We start from the raw sequence: 17,967 nt of genomic DNA, 5'->3' as shown, positions 1-17,967 counted from the left end.
CCTCCGGCCGGAGGACGATGCCGTCGTCCCCGAGCCTAGTGATGGCCGCCACGCCATGTCAAGCATGCGTGATGACATCTTGTAATGCGATACATGTGACCCCGACGCGGCGGCTCCGATCACGGGGCGTGCGCACCGCCCAGGAGCGCCTCGTAGAGCCGTTGATAGCGCTCGAGGACGGCGAGCTCGACGACGTCCCGGCGCGGATCGGAGCTCGATCGTACGCTCTGCGGTCCGACCCGGACGGTGTCGATGCCGTGCTCGCGCAGGACCACGCCGTCGGTGGTGCCGGTCCAGCCGACGATGTCCACCGGCGGGGTGTCGAAGACGTGCTCCCAGGCGTGCTCGGCCGCCGTCACGATCGGTGCCCGCTCGTCGGTGGCCTGGGCATCGTGCAGCCACTCCACCTCGACGTGCGCCGAGCAGCCCTCGAGCGGGCCGCCCGCCAGCACCGCGTGCAGGGTGGCGGTCAGCTCGGTGGCCAGACGCGAGCCGCGTTCGCCGGGCACCGTGATGACGTACAGGTCGAGCAACAGCTCGGCCGGCAGCAGGTCCGGCTTCTCGGTCCACCCGGCCCGGATCGCACCGATCCCGGCCTGGGCGCCGACCCGGCCGAACGGCGCCCGGCTGGCCAGGTACCGCTCCCGCCAGGTCTCGACGGCATCCAGCACCAGGCCGGCATGGCGCACGATCCCGCCGGCCGGCAGCGCCGTCTCCGGCAGCATCGAGACCCCCGGACGGCCGGTGACCCGGACCCGCAGGAACGCGGCGCCGGGCTCCGCGGTGATCAGCCCCGGCGGTCCGCCCTTGGCGACGATCGCGGACTCGATCGGTGGTGCCGTGTCCAGGAAGGCCCGAACCCCCTCGCCGTGCCCACCGCGCCGATGGGTGCCGCTGCCGGCGATCAGCAGGGTGCCCCGCCCGGCACGGGCGAAGGCCGCCACCGCGGCCGCCACCGGCGCCCGGGCCACGCCCAGGCAGAAGCCCTCCGCGACCCCGTCGGCGATCCGCAGCGGGGCCGGCGGGTCGGTGCGACCGGTCACCTCGGGCGCACTCCGGCCGTCCCCGTCCAGGGAGGTGTCCAGGTGCGAGTAGAGCAAGGGCCCCGGACCGCAGGTGGCCACCAGGTTGGCGCCCTCGGCGCCGTAGGGCTGAACCGTCCACTCGATCGCCGGCCAGCGCCGGGCGCACCAGGTGGCCAGCGCCGCGGCCGCGAGGGACTCGCGGCCGCGGGGTGCCGGCGTCTGGTCGAGCACGCCCAGGAGCTCGACCAGGTCCTCGGTCAGAAACGACCCCAGTCGTCGGACGCCGGTCGCCACACGTCGATGTTGCGCGGGTCGGCGGGCATCTTCCGGGCGCGGTGCGTCTCGTGCTCCTCGGGCGTGAACACCCGGTGGCTGTCGCAGAGCTCGAAGCGCGGACCGAACTTGGTGTCGTGCAGGTAGAACGCGATCGACGTCGACGCCGAGTGGTTGACGATGTCGGAGGCGATCGGCGCACCCTTGTAGAGAGCGCGGGCACGCATCCGCATGACGTGGTCGAGGCTCTTCATCGCGAAGCAGAGGTGCGCGACGTAGTGCTCGTCGTTCTTCTGGATCGCGAGGCTGTGGTGGTAGCGGTCCTCGCAGCGCAGGAACGTCGCGGACCCGACGATGTGGTCGGAGGCCAGGAAGCCCAGCACGTCCATGTAGAACTCGAGCATCTCCTCGTACTTGGTGGTCGCGAGGAAGGGGTGCACCAGGTCCAGCGGACGGATCTCGATGTGTGGCGGCTCGGCGTACTCCTGGAACTCGGTGAAGAGCTCCACGATGAGGCCCTCGGGGTCCTTGACGGCGAAGCCGTTGTCGCACAGCGCCTGCTGGCGCTCCTGCAGGGGCAGCACCTCGAGCCCGGCGGCGACCACGCGCTGCCGGATCTCCTCCAGGACCTGCTCGCTCTCGACGCTGAACCCGATCGCCGTGGTCCAGCCGTCCTCGCGCTCGGGCGCGCTGATCAGCTCGATGGCGTGGTGCTCGATGTCGGCACGCAGGTAGGCGTACTCGTCGGTCTGCTGCTCCAGCTGGAGGCCCACGTGGTACTGCAGGAAGTCGATCGTGGCCTGCATGTCGGGCACCTCGATGCGGGCGTACTCCATGCCGAACGGCCCGCGCGGACGCTGGTTCACACGTCCCTCCCTTCCGTCGCCGGCACCGGGCCGGTCGTATTCGTAGGCGACGATGGCCTGGTCGGCGATCACCGGGCGCCACTTGTCCCGCACGAAGGCCTCGTGCGAGTCACTGTTGAGGTAGGCGAGCAGGTCCTGCTCGTCGTCGAAGTCGACCGCCATCCCGTGCGAGAACCTCTGGTCGCGGCTGGACAGGTTCGTGCCCATGGACCAGTTCTGCATCTGCGGATACGTGTCGGGGAACGTCGCGAGCTCGGCCAGGATCTCCTCGCGCTTGAACTCGGTGACCTCCTCGCCGAAGCGGAAGAGCAACGTGTGTCGGATCATCGAGCCTCCTTAGTGGATGAGCTAGAGGATGAAGGAGAGCCGGGCGCCGAGCTGCAGCGCCTCGTGCACCAGCAGGGTGCGGCGCAGCCGGAACTTCAAGCCGTCCGAACCGGACACCAGGACGTGCTCGTAGCGACCCATGTAGGAGTCGAAGTGGCCGTCACGGGCTCGGGAGACGATGAAGTTCGCCTTCACCACCAGCGTGTCGTCCTCACCCGGGGCGAGGCGCACGTTGGAGATCATCCGGTGGGTGCGCGAGTGCGGGTTCTCGGCGTGAGCCTTGCGGGACTTCAGCCGCTTGACCCGGGCCTGGATCAGGTCGTAGTCGTCGTCGACGAACGAGCCGCCCGTGTGCAGCGACCAGCCGCGGTAGTCGGTGGTCGGGATCTCGTAGCGGGCACCCTCCTCGAAGAGCGCGAGCCAGCCGTCGTAGTTCCAGGAGTCCAGGATCTCGGCCTCGGCGTAGAGGAAGTCCTCGACCTCGCTGCGGGTCACGGTGCGGATGTCGGTCTGCGTCATGGCATTTCCCTACCTTCCAGGAACGACGCGGGGCGGTCGCCGGTCACCTCGAGGCCGGCGCCGAGCACCTGCTCCCAGTGCCGCCAGAAACCGCGCATCGCGCCTTCGTCGATCGATCGGCCCTGCGTGCCCTTGACCTCGTCGGCCAGGCCGCGGGACATGTCGCTGAAGTCGAGCTCGCCGGCGCCGCGGGTGGCCTCGATGCCACGCTGCACGGCCTCGTACGCCTCGATGTCGTCGGGCGTGGCCAGGCCACCGGGGCCGACGAAGCTGACGACGGTCTTCATCCGCAGGGCGCGGGACTCGGGGTCCTCCTCGCGCGGCACCAGCTGCCAGGCCCGCACGTCGGTGTGGCCCGGTGCGACCGGCTCGATCTGGCGGATCGAGAGTCCCTCGATGTCGAAGAGCAGCAGGTTCGGGAAGACGAACAGGATGTGGCTCTCGTCGGCGACGTAGTGCGCGCGCTTCTCGCCGAGCCGCTCCACCATCTCGGCGCGGTGCTCCTCGGTGCGCTGCTTCTCGGCCTCGCCGAAGCGCGGCTCCCAGATCATGCTGATCCGGCCGCCGTGGCCGGTCAGGACCAGCAGGGAGTGCCCGTTGCCCAGGTTGTAGGCGTACTGGTTGTCGTCGGTCACCGCGAAGCCGTTCTCGCGCAGGTACCCGACGAACGTGTTGTGGGTCGGCGAGAAGTGGTAGCCGTCCATCGCGTTCTCGACGGCCAGCTTCCAGTTGCCGCGCACGCTGTAGAGCTGGACGCCCGGCAGCGTGGTGACGCCGCTGGCGTGCTGCTCCTCGATCATGGTCATGTACTCGGCGGCCTCGCCGAGGTGCTCCAGCAGCGGCGGCACGTCGGGGTTGAACGAGATGAAGACGTAGCCCTCGTGGATCTCCAGGCGGGGCACCGAGCGCAGCATCATGTTCTTGCGCAGCGCGTCGAGGTCCGCGTACGCCTCGTCGTCCGGAATCGCCGCCACGGTGCCGTCGTTGTTGAAGGTCCACGCGTGGTAGAAGCACTGGAACCGGCGCTGCGAGCCCTCGGTCTCCCGGCAGAGCACCGTGCCACGGTGCGGGCAGGAGTTCAGCCAGGCGTGCACCTCGCCCTCGCTGTCGCGGCAGAAGATCAGCGGTCGACCCGCGATCGTGCGCACCTTGAAGTCGTTGGCGTCGGGGATCTCGGTCTCGTGCCCGAGGTAGAGCCAGGTCCGCAACCAGATGTCGACCCGCTCGCGCGTGAAGACCTCCGGAGACCGGTAGGCCTCCCGGTTGACCCGGAACGTCAGCCGATCCCAGTCCTCCACGAGCATGGGACCTGCCACTCGCTCGGACGCCTCGTCTGGCATGCCAATCGCTCCTTCTCCCTCGTCACCCTGAGTTGCTAATTGCGAGATGCCATCTCGCGATGCGACATAGCATCGCCGCCGCGCGATGGACTGTCAAGGGCCGCCCGGAAAGCGCCGACGGGTTGACGTGGCGGCCGAATGGGCTCATCCTCCTATCTTGTAATAAGAGACGCTGTCTCGTCTTACGTAAACGAATCGGAGTCCCCGTGCCCTACGTGATCACTGCTTCCTGTATCGACGTGATGGACCGGTCGTGCGTGGAGGAGTGTCCCGTCGACTGCATCTACGAGGGCAACCGGATGCTCTACATCCAGCCCGACGAGTGCGTCGAGTGCGGCCGCTGCGAACCGGTCTGCCCCCAGGTGTCGATCTACCACCACGAGGACCTGCCCGAGGAGGCGCGGGACTTCGAGCGGATCAACGCCGAGTTCTTCGCCGACCTGGGCTCCCCCGGCGGGGCCCGCAAGGTCGGCGACATCGGCGCGGACCACCCGGACGTCGCATGAGCACCGCCGACGAGACGACCCCCGGGACGGTCTACGACGTCGACATCCTGATCGTCGGCGCCGGCCCGACCGGCCTCTACGGCACCTACTACGCCGGCTTCCGCGACCTGCGGGTCGCGCTGATCGACGCCCTCCCCCAGACGGGCGGACAGGTGGCGGCCCTCTACCCGGAGAAGGCGATCCACGATGTGGCCGGCCTCCCCGCCGTGCGCGGCCAGGAGCTGGTCGACTCCCTGCACGAGCAGGCGCTGTCGGCCGACCCGCTGCTGCTGCTCGGGCGCACCGCCGTCGGCCTGGAGGAGCACGAGGACGGCGTCGAGGTCACCACCGACACCGGCGAGCTGGTGCGCGCCAAGGCGGTGCTCATCACCGGCGGCATCGGCAGCTTCACGCCGCGCGAGCTCCCCGTCGGGTCGGAGTACCTCGGCCGCGGGCTGCGCTACTTCGTGCCCCGGCTCGCCGAGCTCGCCGACCAGGACGTGCTCGTCGTGGGCGGCGGCGACTCCGCGCTCGACTGGGCGCTCGGCCTGGAGCCGATCGCGCGCAGCGTCACGCTGGTCCACCGTCGACCGCAGTTCCGCGCCCACGAGCGAAGCGTGACACAGCTGCACGAGTCGGGCATCGAGGTCCTCACGCCGTTCGAGGTCGCCAAGGTGTCCGGCGACCCCGGCATCGACGAGGTCGTGGTCGAGACGCGCGACGGCGACCGGCGCACGCTCGCCGTCCAGGCGGTGGTGGCGGCCCTGGGCTTCATCGCCGACCTCGGACCGATCGAGGGCTGGGGCCTGGAGCTGCACCGCCGGCACATCCTCGTCGACCGGACGATGCGGACCAACCGCACGCGCGTCTTCGCCGCCGGCGACCTGGCCCACTACGACGGCAAGGTCAAGCTGATCTCGATCGGCTTCGGCGAGGCGGCTCTGGCCGTGAACCACATCGCCGCGCTCGTCCGGCCCGGGACCGCACTCAATCCCGGACACTCCTCCGACCAGTGACGGTCCGTCGGAACAGATCCATGTCGAGCGTCGCCCACGCGCGGATCGTCATGGGATACTCCGCCTGGCCCGCAACCTAAGAATCGAAGGCGCATGAGTCCCCAGAAGAACGAAACAACGCCGTCTGCAGAGACGACGAGGGCCACGCCCACGATCCAGACGGTGCAGCGCGCCGCCGTGGTGCTGGGCTCCTTCACGGTGACCAAGCCGTTCCTGAGCCTCAACGAGATCACCAGCTCGCTGGGCACCAGCAAGGCCACCGCACATCGCTATACCAAGGCGCTGCGCGCCGCGGACCTGCTGCGCTACGACGAGCGGACCTCGCTGTTCTCCCTGGGGCCGCAGGTGCTCACCCTGGCGGCCGCTGCCCGGGCCGGACTGCCGATCGTCGCCGCCGCGGAGCCGTACATGGAGGCCCTGCTCAAGCGGGTCGACGAGACCGTGGTGCTCAGCGTCTGGGACGGCGAGTCCGCGATCGTCGTCCGGTCGCTCGACAACACCGCCCGGAGCATCCGGATCAGCGTCAGCGTCGGCGCCCGGCTCGACCCGCTGCACTCGGCCCAGGGTCGGGTCTTCTCCTCGTTCCTCTCGCCCGAGCAGGTGCCCGGCCTGGCCCGCGCCCTGCGGCGCGAGCCGGAGCTGATCGCCGAGCTCGAGACGATCCGTGAGCGCGGGGGTCTGTCCCTCAACTCCCCCGACGTCAACGGCCTGCGCACGATCGCGGCGCCGATCTTCGAGGGCTCCGCGATCACCGCGACCATGGCGATCGTCGGCACCGCCACGTCGGTGCCCGACGAGCTCACCCACCCGATGGCGCAGGCGCTCGTCGAGACGACCCGTGAGCTGTCCAGCGGCCTGGGCGACAGCTCGGCGTTCCAGCAGGAGACCAGCGCGCGGTAGCAGCACAAGGGCCGGCCCCGAGCCGGCTCGCCCGCAGGAGGCGGTCCGGATCATCCGGACCGCCTCCTGTCGCGTGCGCCCCGAGTCGCCGGGGCGCCCGGGTCGCGCCCGGTGCCCGGCACCGGCTTGGCGAACCCCGTCGGGCCGTCTATCGTCCTCCTGACAAACCTACTGAATATTCGGTAGGTTGGTCGCTCCCGAACTCCCCGGAGGAAACAGATGGATGCTGGACGCACTCACCCGCTTACTCGCCGACTCGGGCGCTGGCGGCTCGGGGTCACCACAGCAGCAGCGTTGGGCCTGGTCGCCGCGACGGGATGCTCCGTCGACGCGGAGGAGAAGGCCACGAAGGGACACGTGGTCATCCGGATGTCGGATGACTACAACACCCTCGACCCGGCCCTCAACACGGGCCTGTTCATGGCGAACAACATGCAGATGTTCCTCTACGACCGCCTGGTCGAGGTGAACGAGGCGGGCGAGATCGTCCCGCACCTGGCTAGCGAGTGGGAGGCCACCCCGACCCGCGCGACGCTCACCATCCGCGACGACGTCACCTGCTCCGACGGGACCGAGCTGCTGCCCGAGCACGTGGCGGCCTCCCTGCAGCGGCTCGCCGACCCGAAGACGGAGGCCTTCTACCGGGCCCGGGTCTTCGGCGAGGGCGGCGCCAAGGCGATCACCGGCGACAACGCCGCCGGGACGGTCACGATCGAGCTGAAGCAGGGCTACAGCGACCTGATGCTCGGACTGGCCCAGTTCGCGGCGTCGATCGTGTGCCCCGCCGGGCTCGACGACCCGGGCATCCTCAAGACCGGGGCCGCCGGCACCGGGCCGTTCGTGCTCGACGACGCCAAGCAGAAGCGCGGCATCAGCTACGGCATGACCCGGCGCGACGACTACGCCTGGGGCCCGCAGGGCTACGAGAAGGTCGCCGACGGCGCACCCACCTCGGTCACCTTCCGGCACGTCGAGAGCGCCTCGACCGCGGCCAACATGATGACGACCGACGCCGTGGACGTCGCCTACTTCAACGGCGCCGAGATCAACCAGCTCTCCAAGTCGAAGGGCCTGTTCAAGTTCGAGGCCTGGGACAACGGCGGCACCGGCCTGCAGTTCAACCAGGCCGACGGGCTGCCCGGATCGGACCTGAAGTTCCGCGAGGCGATCATGATGGCCATCGAGCCCGACGCCTACAACCAGGCGGCGACCTTCGGCACCGGCCGAGTCTCCCCCACGCCGTACACCTTCAACCTGCCGTGCTTCGACGAGGCCAACGGCACCGGCATGCCCCAGCACGACCCGGAGAGCGCCAAGGCGCTGCTGGCCGAGATCGGCTGGCAGGAGGGGTCCTCGGGCCGGCTCGAGCTCGACGGCAAGCCGACCAAGATCCGCGTCGCCGGCTTCGCCGACCAGAACTCCGGGCCGGACTACCTGCTGGCCGCGCTCGAGGAGCTGGGCTTCGAGGTGGACTTCGCCAAGCCCGACCTCAACGGCTGGGTGGACATCGTCTTCAGCCAGGGCGCCTGGGACATCGTTCCCTACCCCTACTCCTCCAGCTTCCCGAGCCCGGGCCTGTTCACCAGCAACGTCGAGCAGATGAACTTCGAGAACGACGCCTACTGGGAGGCCGTGGAGGCCGCCGGCGCGGCGGCACCCGAGGACGCCTGCACCCACTGGTCGGAGGCCGAGCGGGCACTGGTGGAGCACCGCGACACGATGAACCTCAGCGTGCCGGTGAACACCTGGTTCGGCAACGACGTCGAGTTCATCGCGCCCAACAACCTGATCTGGCCGATGTCGCTCACCAGCTGATCCCGCCCGGCTGGCCCATCGGCCCAGCTGACTCGTCGGCCCAGGTGGTGTGGTGCGGGGCTCGGCCGCACCACACCACCACCGGAAAGGAACCTCCGTGAGCCACGCCCGTGACGTGTTCGCGTCGCCGGTCACTCGCTATCTGCTCCGCCGGGGCCTCTCCCTGGTGGTGATCCTGGCGATGCTGGTGGCGGTCGCCTTCCTGCTGGTCCACCTCACCCCGGGCGACCCGGCGCGGCGGATCGGCGGGATCGAGGCCGACGCCGAGCAGGTGGAGGCGATCCGCGCGCGCCTGGGGCTGACCGCCCCGCTCCACGAGCAGTTCCTCGACTACGTGCGCGGCCTGCTCACGCTCGACTGGGGAACGTCCTTCGTGAAGGGTGAACCCGCCTCGGACCTGCTGCTGAGCCGGTTCCGGGCGACCGCCCAGCTGGCCGGCACCGCGATCGCGCTCACGCTCGTGGTGAGCATCCTCGGCGGGCTGCTGATGGCGGCGCTGACCCGGGGCGGGCGGCGACCGCGCCTGGAGATCTCCTTCAGCGCCCTGACCGGTGGCGCGGCCGCGCTGCCGAGCTTCCTGGCCGGCACCTTCCTGGCCTACCTGCTGGCCGTGCGGCTCCAGTGGCTCCCCGTCGCCGGGGCCGAGCAGGGAGCGCTCTCGATGGTGCTTCCGGTGCTGGCGATCAGCCTGGCGCCCACCGCGATCCTGATCCGGGTGGTGCGGCTCGAGGCGCTCAACGCCTTCGACCAGGAGTTCGTCGAGGTGGCCGAGAGCCGTGGGGTGAGCACGCCGGTGATCTGCCTGCGGCACGTGCTCCCGCACACCCTGACCAGCGCGCTGACCATCGGCGGCCTCACCTTCGGCATGCTGCTGGGCAGCACCGTGGTGGTGGAGAACGTCTTCGACTGGCCGGGCCTGGGCCCGACGCTGGTGGAGTCGGTCTCCAAGCACGACTACCCCGTCATCCAGGGCGCGATCCTGCTGCTCGGCGCCAGCGTCATCGTGGTCAACGCGCTCGTCGATGCCGGCCTGGTGCTGATCGACCGGCGCTCGGTGGTGGGTGCGCTGTGACCGCCCTGCGCGACGCCAGCCGGGCCCGCCGGCGTACGGCGTGGACCCGCTTCCTCCGCTCGCCCGGCGGCCTGTTCTCGCTGGCCATCCTCGCCGCGCTCGTGCTCACCGCGGTCCTGGCTCCCGCGCTGCTCTCGGAGCAGGCCGACACCCGGGACTTCATGAGCGCCACGCAGGGCCCCAGCCGGGAGCACCTGCTGGGCACCGACGCGCTGGGCCGCGACGTGCTGGCCCGCACCCTCGTGGCCACCCGCCTCTCCCTGGTGATGGCCGTGGTCGCCACCGCCATCGGGTCCGGGCTGGGCATCACGCTCGGTGCCGCCCTGGCCCTGGCCCCGGGCCGGGTGCGCAGCGTCGGTGCCCGGACGCTCGACGGCATGCTGGCCTTCCCGTCGGTGCTGATGGGCATCTTCGTCGCGGCCCTGCTCGGCCCGGGCACCACCTCCGCGGTGCTGGGCATCGGCATCGCGCTCACCCCGCAGTTCGCCCGGATCACGATGAACAAGACGCTCAGCCTGGTGGCCGAGGACTACGTCCGGCTCGCCGAGGTGATGGGCGTGCCGCGCCGGCTGGTGATCGTGCGCCACGTGCTGCCCAACATCGCCGAGTCGATCGGGGTGATCACGCTGGTCACCATCGGCGAGGCCACGATCGCGGTCTCCTCGCTGAGCTTCCTGGGCCTCGGCGTGCGAGCGCCCGACTACGACTGGGGACAGCTGCTCACCGACGGGATCACCAGCTTCCAGCTCACCCCCTGGGCGGCGCTCGCGCCGGCCGCGATGATCACCCTGGTCGGCGTCTCCACCAGCCTGCTGGGCGATGCCGTGGCCCGGGTCCTCAACCAGAGTGCACCGCGCGGCGCGGTGCGCCGGCTGCGCCGCGCCGTCGCGGCGGCCGTCCCCGGGCGGGCGGCCACCGCGCCGACCGACCCCGACGCCCTGCTGAGCGTGCGCGGGCTGCGCGTCGAGGTCGACACCGCCGACGGGGTCGGTGCCCCGGTGCGCGACGTCTCCTTCGACATCGCGCCCGGCGAGATGGTCGGCGTGGTGGGCGAGAGCGGCAGCGGCAAGACCATGACGGCGCTGGCCGTGGCCGGCCTGCGCGGACGGCGTACGAGAGTGAGCGGCGAGCTGGCCGGTGCGGCCGCCCGCCGGCGCCCGGGGTCGACCACGCCGACATCCGGCGACGCACAGTCGATCGCGTTCGTCTTCCAGGACCCGATGTCGTCGTTCAACCCGCTGCTGCGCATCGGCACGCAGGTCGCCGAGGGCGCACCGCGCGGGCTGAGCCGGGCCGAGCGGGCCCGCCTGGTCGAGCGCCGCTTCGCCGATGTGCACATCTCCGCCCCGGCCCACCGGATGCGGCAGTTCCCGCACGAGCTCTCCGGCGGGATGCGGCAGCGGGCGATGATCGCCGGCGCCCTGCTGGGCGAGCCGGCGCTGATCGTCGCCGACGAGCCCACCACGTCGCTGGACGTCACCACCCAGGCGCAGATCATGATCATGCTGCGGCAGATCAACCAGGAGCGGTCCACCGCCGTGCTGCTGATCTCCCACGACATCGCGCTGGTCTCGCAGCACTGCCAGCGGATCCTGGTGATGTACGCCGGCCGCATCGTCGAGGAGCTGCCCGCGAGCCGGGTGCAGGACGCCGCGCACCCCTACACCCGCGCGCTGGTCGCCGCGACGCCGGCGATGTTCGGACGCGCGGACGAGCCGCTCACCGACGCCGGTCCCCCGCCCCCGGTGACCGCGCCCGACGCGGGCTGCGCGTTCGCCGCCCGCTGCCCGCTGGCCACCGAGATCTGTCACCGGGAGATCCCCGACCCGACCACGCTGGCCTCCGGCGGGCGGGTGGCCTGCTGGCACCACGACGAAGCAGAGGTGACCTCGTGACCACATCCGCGGCGCTCTCCGTCGAGGACCTCAGCATCGCCTACGGGCAGGGCCGCAACCGGTTCGTGGCCGTGCGCGGGGTGACGCTCGACCTGCCCCTGCGGGGCACCCTCGGCCTGGTCGGCGAGTCCGGGTCCGGCAAGTCCACCCTGGGCCGCGCCGTCGCCGGCTTCCTGCCCGTCCACGCCGGCACGATCGGCTCCGGTCCGGAGCGGCCCCGCATCGGGGTGGTGCTGCAGAACCCGCGCGCGTCGTTCAACCCGCGGATGACCGTGCACCGTGCCCTGCTGGAGGCCTGGGAGACGGTGCCGGCCGCCGAGCGACGGCTCTCCCGCGACGAGGTCGGCGCCCAGGTGCTGGCCGACGTCGGCCTCGGCGCCGACGCGCTCGGCCGCTTCCCCCACGAGTTCTCCGGCGGGCAGCTGCAGCGGATCGCGATCGCCCGCGCGCTCGCCGCACAGCCCGACGTCCTGGTGCTCGACGAGGTCACCTCGGCCCTCGACGTCGGCGTGCAGGCCACGATCCTGAGACTGCTGCGCCGAGTGCAGGAGCGGTTCGGGCTCACCTACCTCTTCATCTCCCACGACCTCGCCGTGGTCGCCCAGATGTCGGACGTGGTCGCCGTGATGTACGTCGGCCGCCTGCTCGAGGTCGGGCCCGTCGCCGACGTGCTGCAGCGACCCCGACACCCCTACACCCGGGCGCTCCTGGACTCCGCGCCGCGACTGGGCGAGCCGCTGGCGAACGCCGCTACCCCGGTCGAGGCCGACATCCCCGACCCGCGACGGCCACCTCCGGGGTGCCCCTACTGGACCCGGTGCGCCCACGGACCGTTGCGACACCCCGACCGGGAGATCTGTCGCACCGAGGTGCCGCCGGCCGCCCGCTCGGACCGCGACGCCCCGGTCGCCTGTCACTTCCCGCTCCGTCCCGACGCGGACCCGCCCCACGAAGGAGAAGCAGCCTCATGAACGCCCATCCCGCCCTCGGTCTCGACCTCGGCACCCGGACCGTCACCTACACGGAGCAGGACGCGATCCTCTACGCGCTGGCCGTGGGTGCCCCGGCCGCCGAGCTGGACCTCGTCTTCGAGCGCGACCTGCGGGTGCTGCCCACCTACAGCCTGGCGCTGGGTCGCTGGGGGATGGAGGAGCTGCGCCGACGCGGCCACTTCGACGGCGCGCAGGCGCTGCACGGCGCGCAGACGCTGCGGGTGCTCGCCCCGCTGCCCACCTCCGGGGGCGTCGAGATCTCCGCCGAGGTCACCGCCGCCTGGGACAAGGGTGGCGCGGCGCTCTTCGAGGTCACCACCCGCAGCGCGTACTTCGAGGCCGTCTCCACCGTCTTCGCCCACCACCGCGGTGGCTGGGGCGGCGAGCGCGGCCCCGCCTCCCGTCGTACGCCGGAGGGAGCACCGGGCCTCACCCGGACCTTCGCCACCTCGCCCGACCAGCCCGCGCTGTACCGGCTGACCGGTGACCCGCACCTGATCCACATCGACCCCGAGGCCGCGCGTGCCATCGGCGCGCCCCGGCCGATCCTGCACGGGCTGTGCACGCTCGGCTTCGCCACCCGGGAGATCGCCGACGCGCTCGGCGTACGCCCCCATGCGCTCGCCGCGCTCCAGGTCCGCTTCTCGAGGATGGCGCTGCCGGGTGCGGAGCTCACCGTGCGGCTGTGGGACGAGGAGGACGGCGGACGCCCCTTCTCGGTCAGCTCGTCCGACGGCGAGGTCCTCTCCGGTGGGCTGATCTCCTTCGGCACCGAGGTGGCCGCCTGATGCCGGCGACCGTCCCCGCGCTGCTCGCCCGGACCGTCGCGCGCGTGCCGGACCTGCCGGCGCTGGTCGACGGTGAGGTGCGGCTGACCTGGTCGGAGCTGGGGCACCGGGTCGACCTCGTGGCGCGCTCGCTGATCGCGCTGGGGGTGGAGCGCGGCGACCGCGTCATGCTGCTCGGCCCCAACGACCACCGCTGGATCGAGGCCTCCTTGGGGGCCCTGTCGGTCGGCGCCGTGGTGGTGCCCGTCAACACCCGGTACAGCGGCTTCGAGGTCCTCGACCTGGTGGAGCGCACCCGGGCCAAGGTGCTGCTGACGGTGGCCAGCTTCGTGGGTCACGCCTACCTGTCGGACATCCGTGCCGCGGCGCTGGCCGAACACGGCGCTCCGGGGAAGGAAGACCGCGGACCGGTGCCCGGCGTACCCGGGCTGGTGGCGGTGGTCGAGTGGGACGCCCACCCGGAGTCCGGGCGGGACGCGCACGAGCAGGTCCTCGACTGGGAGCGGTTCCTCGCCCTGGCCGACGGAGTGCCGGCGTCGACGGCCGCTCGGCGCAGCACCGAGGTGTCCGGGGACGACCCGGCGGACATCGTCTTCACGTCGGGGACGACCGGCCGCAGCAAGGGTGCGGTCTCGCTGCAGAGCCACACCGTCGGCTGCGCGCTCGCCTGGGCGGAGAACGTCCGCGTGACCGACGCGGACAACTACCTCATCGTCTCCCCCTTCGCGCACACCTTCGGCTACAAGGCCGGGCTGCTGGTCTGCGTCGCCACCGGCGCCACGATGCTGCCGATGGCGACCTTCGACACGGCCCGGGCACTGCGGGTCGTGCGAGACCAGCGGGTCACCGTGCTGCCCGGGCCGCCGACGATCTTCCAGATGATCCTGGACCACCCGGACCGGCCCGCTCCCGCTGAGTGGGCGTGGCGGGTCGCGGTGACCGGGGCCGCCACCGTGCCGATGCGGCTGGTGGAGCGGATGCACGAGGAGCTGGGCCTCGAGGCCGTCGTCACCGGGTACGGGCTCTCCGAGGCCGTGACGGTCACGATGACCGCGTACGACGACCCGCCGGCTCGCGTGGTGAGCACCGCCGGCCGCCCGATCGCGGAGTTCGAGCTCCGGATCCGCGACGAGCAGGGGCGGGTGCTCGCGGCCGGACAGAGCGGCGAGGTCGAGGTGCGCGGCCCGCACGTGATGGTGGGCTACCTGGACGATCCCGAGGCCACGGCTGCGGCCATCGACGACGAGGGCTGGCTGCGCACCGGCGACATCGGCCTGGTCTCGGCGGACGGCTACCTGACCATCACCGACCGGATCAAGGACATGTTCACCGTCGGCGGCTTCAACGTGTACCCGGCCGAGCTCGAGCACGTGCTCTCACGCCTGCCGGGCGTGGCCGAGTCCTGCGTGATCGGAGTGCCCGACGAGCGCCTGGGCTCGGTGGGCAAGGTGTTCGTCATCCGCACCGCCGACTCCGGCCTGACCGCCGAGGAGGTGACGCGGTTCCTGTCCGGTCGGGTCGCCAACTTCAAGGTGCCCCGACGGGTCGAGTTCGTCGACGACCTGCCTCGCAACCATGGCGGGAAGGTGCTCAAGAGGCTGCTGATCGAGGCAGAATCGTCCGGCAGCGTGCCGGGCTAGTGCCGTGCGTCAGAAGTTCTTGTGCGCTTCGCGCACCCATGGCACGCACTCTGCGGCGTTGCCGAAGCTCGCAAGACGAACGGGTATGGCATCGCTCCGGCGCCTTGCAGAGCACGCACCCTGAGCACGCCAACCGTTCAACAACTTCCGACGCACGACACTAGAGATCGGAACCCAGAGGACCATGTCGTCGCATTCACGGCGCGAGGAGATCCGACAGATCGCCGCGCGGCTCTTCGCCCAGCAGGGCTTCAAGAACACCACCATCAAGCACATCGCCGACGCGGCCGGCGTCCGCTCCGCGACGCTCTACCACCACTTCTCGTCCAAGGAGGCGATCGTCGACGAGATCCTGCGGTCGTTCCAGGACGATCTCTTCGGCACCTACCAGTCGCTGCTGACCAGCAGCCTCGACCCCCGGGAGAAGCTGGTGCGGGCGATCGAGGCCTCCTTCAACGCCACCGAGCTGGAGCGGGACGCGGTCACGATCTTCGAGAACGAGGCCGAGTTCCTGGGCCAGCAGCCCCGGTTCGGCTACCTCGCCGAGCGCAACGCCGACTCCCGCGCCTTCTGGACCAGCCTGCTCGCCGAGGGCGTCGACTCCGGGGCGCTGCGCCCGGACCTCGACCTCGACCTCGCCTACCACCTGATCCAGAACACCGTCTGGGTGGCGCCGCGCTGGAGCCGCAGCGACGGGGCGTCGGGCACCGAGCAGATCCGCGACGGCTTCCTCGCGATCTTCTTCGAGGGCGCCACCCCCCGCGCGTGACCCGGGCCCCGGGCCGCCGAGTCGCGGTCCGGGTCTCGGGTGCCCGATTCCGGCCGGTTCGGCGTTGTCGGTCGTCGGCGACGAATGCTAGTATTCATGAATATCGTTTGGGCGCCGACACGAGGGGTTCTCCCGCCATGACCAGCAACCAGGCACCGCTGACGGGCGTCCGCGTCGTCGAGCTCGGCTCCATGTACGCCGCGCCGACCGCCGGCCGCATGCTGCGCGACTTCGGCGCGGACGTGGTGAAGATCGAGGACCCCACGAGCGGTGACTTCGCACGCCAGTGGCAGCCCGCCCACGAGGGCCTGGCGATCGGCTTCTCGCGACTCAACTCCGGCAAGCGCTCCGTGGGGATCGACATGCGCCGCCCCGAGGGGCGCGAGGTCGCGCGGCGGCTCATCGACGGCGCCGACGTCGTGATCGAGAACTTCCGCCCGGGCCGGATGGAGGCCTGGGGTCTCGGCTACCGCGAGCTCAGCAAGGACCACCCGGGCCTGGTGATGACCCGGGTGAGCGGGTTCGGCCAGAGCGGCCCCTACTCCGAGCGCCCCGGCTTCGGCACCGTGGCCGAGACGGCCTCGGGGTACGCCTTCCTCAACGGCTGGCCCGACACCCCACCGACCGCTCCCCCGTTCGGGTTCGCCGACTCCATCGCCGGCATCTCGGCCGCCTTCGGCACGACCATGGCCCTCTACCGCCGATCGGTGACCGGCGTCGGCGCGGAGGTGGACGTCGCGCTCTACGAGCCGCTGATGTTCATCCTCGGGGACGCCGTGCTCAACTACACCGCGACCGGCGAGATCATGCAGCGCCACGGCAACGCCTCCGGCGCCGCGTCGCCCCGGGGCATCTACCAGGCCGCCGACGGCGGCTGGCTCTCGATCGCCGCCTCGAACCAGTCGATCGCGCTGCGCCTCTTCGACGCCATGGGCCGCCCGGACCTCCGCGACGACGAGCGGTACGCCACGAACGCGGCGCGGATGGCCAACAACGAGTCGATGCAGCAGATCGTCATCGACTGGGTGCGGTCCCACCCGCGCGACGAGGCGCTGACGATCCTCGACAAGCACGAGGTGGTCGCGGCAGCCGTCAACGACGCGAAGGACGTCTCGGAGGACCCGCACTTCAGCGAGCGGACCCTGGTCGAGCTGGCCGGGACCGTGCTCGGCCCGGCGGTGATGCCCGGGCCGATCCTGCACGTCGACGGGTACGACGGGCCGCGCTACGACGGCGTGCCGGCCGTCGGCGAGCACACCCGCGAGGTCCTGGTCGGCGAGCTCGGCCTCGATCCCGACCACGTCGAGCGTCTCGAGTCCGACGGCGTGGTCACCCGCTCGTGGTCATCACCCGAAGAACTCCGGTGACGGCCACGACAAGCGAACGGTGCGACGCGTCACAACGACGCGCCGCACGCCTGATCTGACACAAAAGATGAATATGATCCACCGCACGCACCCGGCAACGCCTGCTGCACGAAAGGACTCATCGATGTCAGCCAGCCCACTCCGCCCCACGAAGACGGCGATGCTGGTTGCCCAGCGCATCGTCGCCGACATCAACGAGCGTGGGAACGTCATCGGCGACCGGCTACCGCCCGAGCGCGTGATGCTGGAGAAGTACGAGGTGGGGCGGGGGACGCTGCGGGAGTCGCTGCGGTTCCTGGAGCTCCAGGGCGTGATCACCCTCAAGCCCGGCCCGGGCGGCGGACCGGTCGTGGTGCAGCCCGACGCGACGGCCCTCGCGACGTCGCTGACGCTGCTCCTGCAGTTCGCGACCGCCCCCTTCCGCACGATCGCCGAGGCGCGGCTCGGCCTCGAGCCGATGATGACCCAGCTCGCCGCCGAGCGCATGGACGAGCAGACCCTGATGACGCTCAAAGAGAGCGTCGACAGCATGCGCGGCAACCTCGACAACCAGGCGGTCTTCCTCGAGGAGAACAAGCGGTTCCACGACGCGATCGCCCACGGCTCGGGCAACGCGATGTTCGGCTACCTCGTCGACGCGCTGCTCGGCATGCTCGACGGGTCGGCCATCGGCATCGACTACCCCGAGGTCCGTCGGGCCGCCGTGCACAAGGCGCACCTGCGCATCTACCAGACGATCGAGTCCCGCGACCCCGCCGCGGCCGCCGAGGCGATGCACGAGCACATCCTGGAGTACGTCCGCTACGCGGAGAAGAAGTTCCCCGACGTCCTGAACGCCCCGATCGTGTGGGGCCTCACCTGACCTCGGACGCTCGCCC

The 17,967-nt window shown here is 71.1% G+C and carries 16 protein-coding genes; 12 read left to right on the top strand and 4 right to left on the bottom strand.

Going from position 1 to position 17,967, the window contains the following annotated elements:
* Positions 1 to 119: 119 nt before the first annotated feature.
* Genes FHU40_RS14990 through FHU40_RS14975 form a run of 4 tightly spaced genes read right to left on the bottom strand, consistent with a single transcriptional unit; the run spans position 120 to position 4,350 of the window.
* Positions 120 to 1,319, bottom strand: coding sequence for a zinc-binding metallopeptidase family protein (locus FHU40_RS14990; RefSeq protein ID WP_183593095.1), 1,200 nt, complete (start codon positions 1,317 to 1,319; stop codon positions 120 to 122).
* A complete protein-coding gene (locus FHU40_RS14985; protein ID WP_183593094.1) occupies positions 1,283 to 2,491 on the bottom strand; it encodes a Dabb family protein in 1,209 nt (402 codons plus the stop codon). The genes FHU40_RS14990 and FHU40_RS14985 overlap by 37 nt, the downstream gene beginning before the upstream one ends.
* Positions 2,492 to 2,512: 21 nt before the next feature.
* Positions 2,513 to 3,010: an aromatic-ring-hydroxylating dioxygenase subunit beta gene (locus FHU40_RS14980; protein WP_183593093.1), complete on the bottom strand. Its 498-nt coding sequence runs from the start codon at positions 3,008 to 3,010 to the stop codon at positions 2,513 to 2,515.
* Complete coding sequence (locus FHU40_RS14975) at positions 3,007 to 4,350, bottom strand: aromatic ring-hydroxylating oxygenase subunit alpha (protein ID WP_183593092.1); 1,344 nt, start codon at positions 4,348 to 4,350, stop codon at positions 3,007 to 3,009. The genes FHU40_RS14980 and FHU40_RS14975 overlap by 4 nt, the downstream gene beginning before the upstream one ends.
* Before the next feature lie 206 nt (positions 4,351 to 4,556).
* Between FHU40_RS14975 and fdxA the strand changes: the two genes are divergently transcribed.
* From fdxA to FHU40_RS14915, 12 genes are all read left to right on the top strand, one after another.
* Positions 4,557 to 4,856 carry a ferredoxin gene (fdxA, locus tag FHU40_RS14970; protein ID WP_183593091.1) on the top strand — a complete coding sequence of 100 codons (300 nt, stop codon included), beginning with the start codon at positions 4,557 to 4,559 and terminating at the stop codon, positions 4,854 to 4,856.
* Positions 4,853 to 5,851: an NAD(P)/FAD-dependent oxidoreductase gene (locus tag FHU40_RS14965; RefSeq protein WP_183593090.1), complete on the top strand. Its 999-nt coding sequence runs from the start codon at positions 4,853 to 4,855 to the stop codon at positions 5,849 to 5,851. Before fdxA ends, FHU40_RS14965 begins: the two co-directional genes overlap by 4 nt.
* A gap of 93 nt (positions 5,852 to 5,944) precedes the next feature.
* A complete protein-coding gene (locus FHU40_RS14960) occupies positions 5,945 to 6,751 on the top strand; it encodes an IclR family transcriptional regulator (protein WP_183593089.1) in 807 nt (268 codons plus the stop codon).
* Between the two features lie 219 nt (positions 6,752 to 6,970).
* Positions 6,971 to 8,566 (top strand): ABC transporter substrate-binding protein, encoded by a 1,596-nt coding sequence (locus FHU40_RS14955; protein WP_183593088.1) that lies wholly within the window; start codon positions 6,971 to 6,973, stop codon positions 8,564 to 8,566.
* A gap of 97 nt (positions 8,567 to 8,663) precedes the next feature.
* The gene (locus tag FHU40_RS14950) at positions 8,664 to 9,638 is read left to right on the top strand and encodes an ABC transporter permease subunit (RefSeq protein ID WP_183593087.1); all 975 of its coding nucleotides are present in this window, start codon (positions 8,664 to 8,666) and stop codon (positions 9,636 to 9,638) included.
* Positions 9,635 to 11,533, top strand: coding sequence for an oligopeptide/dipeptide ABC transporter ATP-binding protein (locus FHU40_RS14945; protein ID WP_183593086.1), 1,899 nt, complete (start codon positions 9,635 to 9,637; stop codon positions 11,531 to 11,533). The genes FHU40_RS14950 and FHU40_RS14945 overlap by 4 nt, the downstream gene beginning before the upstream one ends.
* On the top strand, positions 11,530 to 12,504 hold the full coding sequence (locus FHU40_RS14940) for an oligopeptide/dipeptide ABC transporter ATP-binding protein (RefSeq protein WP_183593085.1): 975 nt from the start codon (positions 11,530 to 11,532) through the stop codon (positions 12,502 to 12,504). Before FHU40_RS14945 ends, FHU40_RS14940 begins: the two co-directional genes overlap by 4 nt.
* A complete protein-coding gene (locus FHU40_RS14935; protein ID WP_183593084.1) occupies positions 12,501 to 13,313 on the top strand; it encodes a MaoC/PaaZ C-terminal domain-containing protein in 813 nt (270 codons plus the stop codon). Before FHU40_RS14940 ends, FHU40_RS14935 begins: the two co-directional genes overlap by 4 nt.
* Entirely contained in the window at positions 13,313 to 14,953 is a 1,641-nt protein-coding gene (locus FHU40_RS14930) for an AMP-binding protein (protein ID WP_183593083.1), read from the top strand. The genes FHU40_RS14935 and FHU40_RS14930 overlap by 1 nt, the downstream gene beginning before the upstream one ends.
* A gap of 184 nt (positions 14,954 to 15,137) precedes the next feature.
* Entirely contained in the window at positions 15,138 to 15,722 is a 585-nt protein-coding gene (locus FHU40_RS14925) for a TetR/AcrR family transcriptional regulator (RefSeq protein WP_183593082.1), read from the top strand.
* Positions 15,723 to 15,859: 137 nt separating this feature from the next.
* The gene (locus FHU40_RS14920) at positions 15,860 to 17,089 is read left to right on the top strand and encodes a CaiB/BaiF CoA transferase family protein (protein WP_183593081.1); all 1,230 of its coding nucleotides are present in this window, start codon (positions 15,860 to 15,862) and stop codon (positions 17,087 to 17,089) included.
* Positions 17,090 to 17,213: 124 nt separating this feature from the next.
* A complete protein-coding gene (locus tag FHU40_RS14915; protein ID WP_221199847.1) occupies positions 17,214 to 17,951 on the top strand; it encodes a FadR/GntR family transcriptional regulator in 738 nt (245 codons plus the stop codon).
* Positions 17,952 to 17,967: the final 16 nt, after the last annotated feature.

The organism is Nocardioides soli, assembly GCF_014191495.1.
Classification (GTDB): Bacteria; Actinomycetota; Actinomycetes; order Propionibacteriales; family Nocardioidaceae; genus Nocardioides; species Nocardioides soli.
Note: the sequence above shows the minus strand (reverse complement) of the source record. Positions and strands in the feature narration are given on the sequence as shown.